The sequence below is a fragment of the Flavobacterium yafengii genome (assembly GCF_030010375.1).
Lineage (GTDB): Bacteria > Bacteroidota > Bacteroidia > Flavobacteriales > Flavobacteriaceae > Flavobacterium > Flavobacterium yafengii.
Map to the genome: position 1 here is coordinate 668,211 of NZ_JASCRY010000002.1, position 10,619 is coordinate 678,829.

Sequence of the window (10,619 nt, forward strand, 5' to 3'; positions counted from 1 at the left end):
ATTAACAATCTGGTTAGTTTTTTTTGCATGATTTTTTTCTTTAATTAGAAATATAAAATTACTAAATAGAAGCGCTTATTTGTTATATAATTTCTACTGTTTATTGTAAAATTTTTCAATAGTTTTAAAAAAAAATCACAAAATGCACCTTTATAAATATTTTTTAAACCACTATTTATGTAAAAAAATATATTTTTGAGTTTTATTATTTTTATTTAATCTAAGCTATCAATATGACCAACATTACTTTAAATTTAAAATCTCCGAGAATAGAAGTGGTAGATGCCTTACGTGGTTTTGCCATTATGTCTATTATGTTACTTCATAATGTAGAACATTTTGAATATTATCATTTGCCTGAAAATTTTCCTGCTTGGCTTGTCGCTATGGATAAAATAGTTTGGGACTCAATGTTTTTCCTTTTTGGAGGAAAATCGTATGCCATTTTTGCGCTTCTTTTTGGGTTTAGTTTTTACATTCAAAATGACAATCAAGCTAAAAAAGGAAATGATTTCCGAGGGCGATTTTTTTGGCGTATGATGTTATTATTAGTTTTTGGACTTATAAATACGGCATTTTATCAAGGAGATATTCTGACTTTGTATGCTTTTTTGGGACTTTTATTGATACCGGTTGTCAACTGGAGTAACAAAGCTATTTTTATTACAGCTATTATTTTGATGCTGCAACCTTTAGAATGGGCAAGGTGTATTTATTATATTCTAAATCCAGATTATGTTGCACCACCTAATTTGTCTAATGGTTATTATGAAAGTATTGCACTTTTTATGAAAAATGGTTCTTTTGTAGATTATGTAGTAGGAAACTTGACATTAGGAAAAATCGCTTCTTTATTATGGTCTTGGGAAAATGGTAGGTTTTTCCAGGCTCCGGCTTTATTCTTATTTGGAATGTTACTGGGTCGAAAACAACTTTTTAATATAACCGATGCAAACCAACAGTTTTGGAAAAAAGTATTACTGTATTCAAGTATTTTATTTATACCATTATTTGTATTAAAGACTCATACGGTAGATGTTATAGCAAGAGTAACGTTATCTAATAAACTCACCATTATATTTACTTCTTGGTCAAACGTAGCATTTATGTTAGTTCTCGTTTCAGGATTTGTTTTATTGTATCAAAAGGATTCTGTTAATAAAGTATTTTCTAAACTTATTCCTTTTGGAAAAATGAGTTTGACTAATTACATTATGCAATCTATGATTGGTTCTTTTCTTTATTATCGATACGGATTAGGACTTTTTGAATATACGGGAGCAACATATTGTTTATTGATAGGTATTGTGTTATTTTTTATACAATTAATATTTTGTACTTGGTGGCTTAAAACGCATAAACAAGGACCTTTAGAAACGATTTGGTATAAAGCTACATGGATTTCATGGGGTAAATAAAAAAGGCCTCTATTTTCTCTCTTTATAATTATAAAATCATAAATCGGAATTCGTATATTTGCAAAACCAAACAACACACTTTACAATGAGTCAAAAAGTATTACTTACTGCAAAAGAAGTTACTATAATATTACATCGTTTGGCCTGTCAATTAATTGAAAAACACTTAGATTTTTCAGACACTATTTTAGTAGGTATTCAACCAAGAGGCGTTTTTTTAGCAGAACGTTTGAAAGAAATATTAGAAAAAGAATACCAAACACCTGAAATTCAATTGGGCTATTTGGATATTACCTTTTTCAGAGATGATTTTCGAAGAACAGATAAGCCATTAGAAGCAAATAAAACCAAGATTAATTTTATCGTTGAAAACAAAAAAGTTATTTTCATTGATGATGTTTTATTTACCGGACGAAGCATTCGTTCCGCTTTGACTGCCATTCAATCTTTTGGAAGACCATCAGAAATTGAACTTCTGGTTTTGATTGACAGACGTTTTAGCCGTAATTTGCCTATTCAACCGGATTATAGAGGAAGACAGGTAGATGCCATAAATAACGAAAAAGTTAAAGTGAGTTGGAAAGAAAATGATGGTGAAGATGGTGTCTATTTAATTACAAGTTAGATACTTATTTGTTTAAAAGTCTAACATTAAAAACTAATAATCGTAAAAAGAAATGAAAGAATTAAGCGTAAATCATTTATTAGGAATAAAATACATCAACAAAAATGATATTGACCTAATTTTTGAAACAGCCGATCATTTTAAAGAAGTTATCAATCGACCAATTAAGAAAGTACCTTCCTTACGAGATATTACCATTGCCAATATTTTTTTCGAAAATAGTACTAGAACAAAACTCTCTTTTGAGTTAGCACAAAAACGTTTATCTGCCGATGTTATCAGTTTTTCGGCAGCACAATCTTCAGTCAAAAAAGGGGAAACTCTAATAGATACCGTTAATAATATTCTTTCGATGAAAGTAGATATGGTAGTCATGCGACATGCTAATCCTGGTGCTGCTTATTTTCTTTCCAAAAACGTAAAAGCCAGTATTGTAAATGCGGGAGATGGCGCACATGAGCATCCTACACAAGCCTTATTAGACAGTTATTCGATTAGAGAAAAATTAGGAGAAGTGGCCGGAAAAAAAGTAGTGATTGTAGGTGATGTTTTGCATTCCAGAGTTGCCTTGTCAAATATATATGCGTTACAAATGCAGGGAGCAGAGGTGAAAGTTTGCGGACCAAAAACGCTTATTCCAAGATATATTGAATCGCTTGGTGTAACTGTAGAACCTAATTTGATAAAAGCGCTAGAATGGTGTGATGTGGCGAATATGTTACGCGTGCAAAACGAACGAATGGATGTGAATTATTTTCCATCTACAAGAGAATACGCTCAACAATATGGAGTTGATAAAACGATTTTGGATTCTCTAAATAAAGAAATCATAATTATGCATCCGGGACCGATTAATCGTGGTGTCGAAATTACCAGTGAGGTGGCTGATTCACAACAATCGGTGATTTTAAACCAAGTCGAAAATGGTGTGGCGATTAGAATGGCGGTAATTTATCTTTTGGCATCAAAAATTCAGTAGTTTAATATAAAACTTTGTAAATTAGCTATTTATAAACTTCTCTACCTTGAGTAGACTTAGAAATTAAAAAGATGAAAGTAGATCAAAAAGGACACACAATTAGCATTAGAGATACGCAAGGTGATTTTACCTCTTTTTTAATGAAGGTTACTCATCAATATAAAACATTTGAAAAGCATAATTTAATCATAGATCTTTTGTTGTACAAAGATTTACCGGCGGGTAATATGAAATTATTTATGCCTTTATCAAAACTGCATAAAAAAGCTAAAAAATCATTTGTTATAGTTACTTCTGATTTTGATTACAATGCCGTTCCAGAGAAATTAACAGTTGTTCCTTCTTTATTAGAAGCACATGATATTATTGAAATGGAAGAGATTGAAAGAGATTTAGGTTTTTAAATTAGTGTATTCGGTTATTGTTAACCGTTTAATTGATTTAACTAAATACGTAATAACCGAATACACAAAAACTTGAAATTAACAATCCTTGGTTGCTATGCCGCAACACCCCGAACTTTTACGAATCCAACCTCACAGATTCTAGAAATAAAAAACAGAATTTTTCTGATTGATTGCGCAGAAGGAACCCAAGTGCAATTGCGAAAAAATAAAATCCAATTTTCTAAGATTAATCATATCTTCATTTCTCATTTGCACGGAGATCATTTTTTTGGATTAATAGGTTTAGTCTCTACTTTTACTTTACTGAACAGAACAACTGATTTACATATTTATGGTCCAAAGGGAATCCAAGAAATCATCAAGTTACAATTGAGATTATCTAATTCTTGGACTAATTATGGTTTGTTTTTCCATGAACTGGAATCCAACGAAAGTGAAGTGATTTTTGAAGATGAAAAGGTTTTGGTAAAAACCATTCCTTTAAAGCATCGTGTTTATACAAATGGGTTTTTATTCCAAGAAAAAAAAGGAGACCGAAAACTTAATCTCGATGCCGTCCAAAATTATGAAATCGATACCTGTTATTATCAAAAAATAAAAAACGGAAAAGATATTACTTTAGATGATGGGCGAGTTATTGAAAATGACAAATTAACATTTGATCCAATTCCTGCAAAAAATTATGCTTTTTGTTCAGATACCGCATATAATGAAGCAATAATTCCAATCATTGAAAATATTGACGTTTTATATCATGAATCTACTTTTCTGCAAACAGAAGAAAATTTAGCTAAAAAGACCTTGCATTCCACGGCAAAAGAAGCCGCTACAATTGCTTTGAAATCTAATGCAAAGCAATTAATTTTAGGGCATTATTCTACTCGATATGAGAATATTGATCTTTTTAAAGAAGAAGCAGCAACTATTTTTCCGGAAGTACTCTTGGCCGATGATGGAAAAAGCTTCGAGTTTTAAATAAAAATAATTTATTTCATCTGAATTCACATTTGGATATTTGAATCTTTCTAAATGGAATCATTCAAGTATCGAATAATCTTAAAATATAAAATATGAAAGACTTAGGTAATTACAGAAAATCGTACGAAAAGAGTGAATTATTAGAATCAAATATTCCTGAAGACCCAATAAACCTTTTTAACAGATGGTTTCATGAAGTAGAAGACTTTGGTGGCGATAGTGAAGTTAATGCTATGACGGTATCTACAATAGGTTTAGATGGATTTCCAAAGGCCAGAGTTGTTTTGTTGAAAAAATTTAATGAGGAAGGGTTTATTTTTTACACCAATTATAATTCAGAAAAGGGTAGGGCTATTGCCCAAAATCCTAAAATTTGCCTATCTTTTTTTTGGCACACTATGGAACGCCAGGTTATTATAAAAGGTATTGCCCATAAAACTACCGAAACCATTTCAGATAATTATTTTGAATCTAGACCGGACGGAAGCAAATTAGGAGCAATTGTTTCAAACCAAAGTGAAGTTGTCCCTTCTCGTGAATATTTAGAAGGAAATCTAAAACAGTTAGAAAAGGATTTTGAGAGTATGGTAATTCCTAGACCGAAACATTGGGGAGGATTTCTAGTAACACCTTTAGAGGTAGAATTTTGGCAAGGAAGACCTAATAGATTGCATGACAGAATTAGATATAGTAGTCAGGAAGATTTTTCTTGGAAAATCGATCGATTATCTCCATAATGTAAGAAAAATACATATTTAATTATTTTTATGATGTAGTTCGTCGATTATTTTTGGTAGTTTAACGACAAAAGAAGTATGTTTGAAAAAGAAATAAGAACATATTATTTATTTATTAAAGAAGTTTGCCCCACAATCTACTTTAAACTTAAACTACTATATTATGAAAATAAAATTACTTCGCGCATTATTGCTCGTTACTGTGATATGCACTATGAATTCTTGCTCTTCAGATGATTCTGAAACTCAAACTACTGAAGCGTCTTTACAAAAAGTGGTAAGTTATTCTTATAATTCAATTGAATTAGAAACAATGGATTTAATTAATAAACACAGAATCAGTGTTGGATTGAAACCTTTGGAAAAAATAAATCATATGTCTTTCAAATCAGAAGAACATGATAATTACATGATTGCAAATAATGTAGTTAATCATAATGATTTTGTAGCTCGTTCCGAAAATATCATTAAAACTTTAGGGGCTAAAACAGTAAGCGAAAATATAGCTTACAATTACAATAGTCCTCAGGCAGTTTTAGATGCTTGGTTAGCAAGTCCTAGTCATAAAGCTAATATAGAAGGTGATCATACGCATTTTGGAATTGCAATTAAAGAAAATCCTGCAAATGGTAGAAAATATTACACAAATATTTTCGCAAAAATATAGTTAGAGTTTGTTTTTAAAACTAAAAGGCTGTCTTATCCCCAAAAGGCAGCCTTTTATATTTATTAAGAATCTAGAAGATAATTAATTTTATTATGATTGGTTAAAGAGAAAAGTCCAATGAAATAATTCATTGGACTTTTTTGTTTGGAGTAATTATCTTTTGTTTTAGTAACTCTAAAAGGAGTTGATCTTCTTAGCTCTTAGAGTGAAACTAATTACATAATAAGTTGTGCAGTGATATCCTTATTCTGTAAAGCTTATAAAAAATAGGCTGTCTTTATAATACAGCCTATTAAATTTTTACAATTTACAAAGCAGTAATAATAAATTCGCTTCTTCTGTTGAGTTGATGTTCATCCTCTGTACAAATTACATCATCAGCGCATTTGTTTACCAGTTGAGTTTCACCATAACCTTTACCAGTCAATCTGCTTGAATCAATACCATTTTTAACTAACCAGTTTATAGTTGATTTAGCTCTTCTTTCAGATAAAGCTTCATTGTATTTGAAGGTTTGTCTGCTATCGGTATGAGAACGGATGTCAATTTTCATCGTTGGATTTTGATTTAAAACATCTAATATTTTTTCTAAATCCAGAGCTGCTTCTTGTCTAATATTCGATTTGTCTAAATCGAAATAAATCATTTTGATACCAAAACATTTACCTAAATCATCACCAACGGCTACTTTACATATTTCTTTTTCTAAAGCGATTGGTAAATACGTTTTTCCAGTTGTTGCAGTGATAGTGATTTTTTCTTCTTTGGTGGTGTATTCTGGTTTTTCAGCTCTTACATTGTAAGTCTTTCCACATGCAACCGTAAAGCTATATTTTCCTTTATCATCTGAAGTAGCAGTATTGACAACCTTAAATTGATTATCGTATAAGGTTATTTTTGTGTTAGCCAGTAGTTCTCCCGTTTTTATATCGGTGATTTCACCATAAAGAAGTTGCTCGCAAATAAGTCTTCTTGTTTCCAAAAATTTATAGATGTCGTCATAGCCTTTACCACCGTCTCTATTGGAAGTAAAAAAACCTCTTCTTGATTTTGTATCGATTAAATAAGCAAAATCATCTTTAGGAGAGTTGACATCAGCCCCTACATTTTGAACTTCACTGAAAGTACCATCTTCATTTATTTTAGACATAAACACGTCTAATCCTCCAAGACCAGGATGTCCATCAGATGCAAAGTAAATTTCATTTTCATCATTAATAAAAGGGAAAGTTTCTCTTCCTTCGGTATTAATTGTATTCCCTAAATTTTCAGGGGTTCCAAAAGTACCATCTTCATTTATTGTTACTTTGAATAAATCAGATTGTCCTAATGTTCCAGGCATATCAGAAGCAAAATACAATGTTTTTCCATCAGGACTTAAAGCAGGATGCGCTGTACTGTAATTGTCACTGTCAAAAGGCAGTTCGGTTACATTTGCCCATTTGTCATTCTCTAAAGTGGCTTTGTATATTTTAATTAAAGTAATTTTATTTCCATCTTTTCCTTTTTTACCATCGAGATAGTTGTTTCGTGTAAAATACATGGTTTTTCCATCACTGCTAAAAGTAGGAGTAGATTCATGAAACTTGGAATTTATGGTTCCATCAAACTTTTTCGGAGTACTTGGAGCCATGTCTTCTGCTAAATCAGCCGTGTATAAGTTTGTAAAATATTGGTTGGTCCACTTGTGTTTTCTCTGTCCAAGACTTCCTGTATCTCTAGCAGAAGCAAAAACTAATTTATTGGAATATAAGGCAGTTCCGTAATCAGAATACATAGAGTTTATTCCGGCATCTTCAATTGTATACCTTCCGGAATTCGCTTTTATAGCTTCTAAATAATTGGTATTTTTTTTAAAGAGTTTAGCTCTGGTGTCGTTTCCTGATTTTTGGTTGAATAGTTCCATCATCTCATTGGCCTTATCATTTTGATCGATTGCTCTTAAAGATTGAGCATAGCGATAATAATATTCAGGTTCTAAATTTGAGGTGTCCATAGTAAACAATTCACCATACCATTTAGCAGCTTTATCAAAGTCCGCATTGAAGTAGTAAGCATTGCCCAGCTTTTTAAACATATCAGCTGATTTATATCCTTTTTCAGCAACCCTTTCATAGGTTTTGATGGCATCTACATAAGCATAGCCATCATACTTTTTATCAGCAGTAGCCAATTTTGCTTTTTGGGAATAAATGTTAATAGAAAAAACACTTACTATTGTTATGTAAAGGAGTATATTTTTTTTCATAATAATTGTTTTTAAAAGAATTTTGGAGTTGTGATTTTATCGTTATTTTCGATTTTTTTTCTCTTGTATTACCCCTGATTTTTGTTTTAATTTTTCCAGTATTTCATTGGCACTATCATTTTGACCAATAAATAGTAAACACTTCGCATATTGATTATAATATTCAGGTTCTAAATCAATGCTTAAGGCAAATAATTCACAATACCATTTTGCAGCTTTGTCAAAATCTGCGTTTGAGTAATAGGAATCTCCAAGTTTTTTAAACAGATCTACTGACTTATATCCTTTTTCAGCAATCCTTTCATACGTTTTTATGACATCTATGTAAGCATATTTGTCACTTATTTTATCTGTTACGTAAAATTTTGAATCTTGAGCATTCCCTTTAAAAGAAGCAAGACTTATTATTGTTATGTAAAAGAATATAATTTTTTTCATGTGGCTTAATTTCTAGAAGAATCTAGGAGTTATAATTTTACCATTATTTTTAAATATTTCATAACGTAAAAATATTTCATGAGAACCAGAATTATAGTTATTCAATTTAGTGGTTTCATGGTCATAACCATATCCTATATACATTCCGTCGGTAACTTGAAATCCAACCATCGCACTTAGTGCCGCAGACCATCTATAAGCTAGACCTACAACAAATTTATCATTGAACATGAAATTTCCTGATACATCCACTTGAAGTGGAGCGCCGCCAACTACTTTTGTCAATAATGCGGGTTTAAATTTTATGGACTCATTTACATCAAAAACATAACCTGCGATTAAGTAGTAATTAATTTTTTCTTTAAAAATGGCTACTTCATTATCATCATAACGGTTGCTTTCGATGAAATTGGGAACTGAAAACCCTAGATAAGCTTTATCAGAATGTAAATAAACACCAGCTCCAATATTAGGTGTAAATTTATTATTGAAATCATGCAGACTAGGATCATCATCAACAGGATTTAATCGGTTAACATCTAAATTGAAAAAGTTAGCAGTTGCTTTGATTCCAAAAGATAGTTTAAACGTTTCAGAAGTAGGAACGGTGTATGACAAATCAGCTGAAATCGTATTTTCAGTGGTAGGTCCAATTTTATCATTTATAATCGATACTCCCAAACCTAAGTTACTTTCGTTGAGAGGCGTATTGACAGAAGCAGCATTAGTTACTGGAGCACCATCAAGTCCTACCCATTGTGTACGGTGTAGCGCAAAAATACTTAAAGCACCTCTTGATCCAGCATAAGCGGGATTAATATTGATTGTGTTGTACATGTATTGAGTAAATTGGGCATCTTGTTGCGCATAACTTACAAAGGCTGTAAACATCAAAACGAAAGAAAATAATTTTGTTTTCATAGTAGATATTTATTATTTTAAATTATCTATCGAACTCATTTATAAGAATCCGGCAGGTCGGTTTGATAAATTTCCTTAGGGTGTGTCATTTTGTAAAAGAGGACCTAAAGATATTATTTTTATTATACCTGAGAACTTTTTTTGTTCTCAGGTATAAAGATTAATTATTTGGTTAAGTATAAATATCCGTCTTTTTTATTGGTTATGATTTTTCCATCATTATCAACAGAGGTATAATTCAAGATATAGAAGTAAGTTCCTGTTGGTAAACCAGAAGATTGTTGAACAGTTGATCTACCACCAGAAATACCATCAAATGAATTACTTGTGTTATTATATCCTTTGGTTTCAAAAACCAATACACCCCATCGGTTATATATCTCTACTGTATTTTCTGGATAACAAACAGTATCATCAATATTATCAATTATGAATTTTTCATTAATTCCGTCACCATTCGGAGAGAAAGCATTATGAACCAATACAGTTCCACAAGCTAATACAATACCACCACAACCAGTATTTACCGTCATGACAATTCTTATAGTTCTAGGGCAAGTTGCATCATTAATTTTGTATTCAAATGTATAATCTCTAACTGAAAGACCTGAAGCATTAAGAATACTTCCTTGTAAACCACCGGAATTATTTACATCTACCCAAGTTCCGTTTGTTGGAGTTCCAACCGGTAACAAATCATTTAGATTTGTCGTAGTGATATCTCCATCATTACAGATTGAACGGCTTATTGTTACAACACTATTAGGAATAGTAACATTGATGATTTGAGTAAACTCAGATACATTTCCACAAGCATCAGCTACAGACCATTTTCTTACGATTGAATAAGAATTTTCTGTTCTGTTTATGATGTTTTCAGTAAAAATAGCTGGTGAAACTGTAGAACAATTATCTACAAACACAAGTTCAGGCTTAGCTGGAATTGCATCACAAGTTACATTAACAGTTGAACTGAATTGAGTGGCAGTTGTTGGACCAACAGTGTCTATTATATTAATAGTTTGTGTAGCTGTTGAGGCATTTCCACAAGCATCTTTTGCAGTCCAAGTACGCGTTAGTGTGTAAGCACCGGCACATAAACCTGGAGTAGATGTTTGGTTGTATGTTACAGTAGCATCCCCACAATTATCAGTAGCGGTTAAGGTAGCAGCAGTTGGAACATTAGAACATTGAACAGTTA

At 31.5% G+C, this 10,619-nt stretch carries 11 protein-coding genes; 7 read left to right on the forward strand and 4 right to left on the reverse strand.

Annotated features, from left to right (window positions below):
• Positions 1 to 233: 233 nt before the first annotated feature.
• The 7 genes from QLS97_RS10280 (at position 234) to QLS97_RS10310 (ending at position 5,811) form a co-directional block, all read left to right on the forward strand.
• The gene (locus tag QLS97_RS10280; RefSeq protein WP_282716454.1) at positions 234 to 1,418 is read left to right on the forward strand and encodes a DUF418 domain-containing protein; all 1,185 of its coding nucleotides are present in this window, start codon (positions 234 to 236) and stop codon (positions 1,416 to 1,418) included.
• 85 nt (positions 1,419 to 1,503) lie between these two features.
• A complete protein-coding gene (pyrR, locus tag QLS97_RS10285) occupies positions 1,504 to 2,043 on the forward strand; it encodes a bifunctional pyr operon transcriptional regulator/uracil phosphoribosyltransferase PyrR (protein WP_282716456.1) in 540 nt (179 codons plus the stop codon).
• Positions 2,044 to 2,095: 52 nt separating this feature from the next.
• Positions 2,096 to 3,022: an aspartate carbamoyltransferase catalytic subunit gene (locus QLS97_RS10290; RefSeq protein ID WP_099715638.1), complete on the forward strand. Its 927-nt coding sequence runs from the start codon at positions 2,096 to 2,098 to the stop codon at positions 3,020 to 3,022.
• A gap of 71 nt (positions 3,023 to 3,093) precedes the next feature.
• Positions 3,094 to 3,426: a ribonuclease Z gene (locus QLS97_RS10295; protein ID WP_282716458.1), complete on the forward strand. Its 333-nt coding sequence runs from the start codon at positions 3,094 to 3,096 to the stop codon at positions 3,424 to 3,426.
• 72 nt (positions 3,427 to 3,498) lie between these two features.
• Positions 3,499 to 4,404 (forward strand): ribonuclease Z, encoded by a 906-nt coding sequence (locus QLS97_RS10300; RefSeq protein WP_282716459.1) that lies wholly within the window; start codon positions 3,499 to 3,501, stop codon positions 4,402 to 4,404.
• Positions 4,405 to 4,499: 95 nt separating this feature from the next.
• Positions 4,500 to 5,144: a pyridoxamine 5'-phosphate oxidase gene (pdxH, locus tag QLS97_RS10305; RefSeq protein WP_282716461.1), complete on the forward strand. Its 645-nt coding sequence runs from the start codon at positions 4,500 to 4,502 to the stop codon at positions 5,142 to 5,144.
• Between the two features lie 163 nt (positions 5,145 to 5,307).
• Entirely contained in the window at positions 5,308 to 5,811 is a 504-nt protein-coding gene (locus QLS97_RS10310; protein ID WP_282716463.1) for a CAP domain-containing protein, read from the forward strand.
• Positions 5,812 to 6,118: 307 nt separating this feature from the next.
• Here QLS97_RS10310 and QLS97_RS10315 read toward each other — a convergent pair whose 3' ends face one another.
• The 4 genes from QLS97_RS10315 to QLS97_RS10330 all read right to left on the reverse strand — a co-directional run.
• Positions 6,119 to 8,059: an OmpA family protein gene (locus QLS97_RS10315; protein WP_282716465.1), complete on the reverse strand. Its 1,941-nt coding sequence runs from the start codon at positions 8,057 to 8,059 to the stop codon at positions 6,119 to 6,121.
• Between the two features lie 42 nt (positions 8,060 to 8,101).
• Positions 8,102 to 8,497 (reverse strand): tetratricopeptide repeat protein, encoded by a 396-nt coding sequence (locus tag QLS97_RS10320; RefSeq protein WP_282716467.1) that lies wholly within the window; start codon positions 8,495 to 8,497, stop codon positions 8,102 to 8,104.
• Between the two features lie 12 nt (positions 8,498 to 8,509).
• Complete coding sequence (locus QLS97_RS10325) at positions 8,510 to 9,418, reverse strand: PorP/SprF family type IX secretion system membrane protein (RefSeq protein ID WP_282716469.1); 909 nt, start codon at positions 9,416 to 9,418, stop codon at positions 8,510 to 8,512.
• A 164-nt stretch (positions 9,419 to 9,582) separates the two neighbouring features.
• Positions 9,583 to 10,619 (reverse strand): T9SS type B sorting domain-containing protein (locus QLS97_RS10330; protein WP_282716470.1); only part of this gene is annotated, 1,037 nt, incomplete at its 5' end.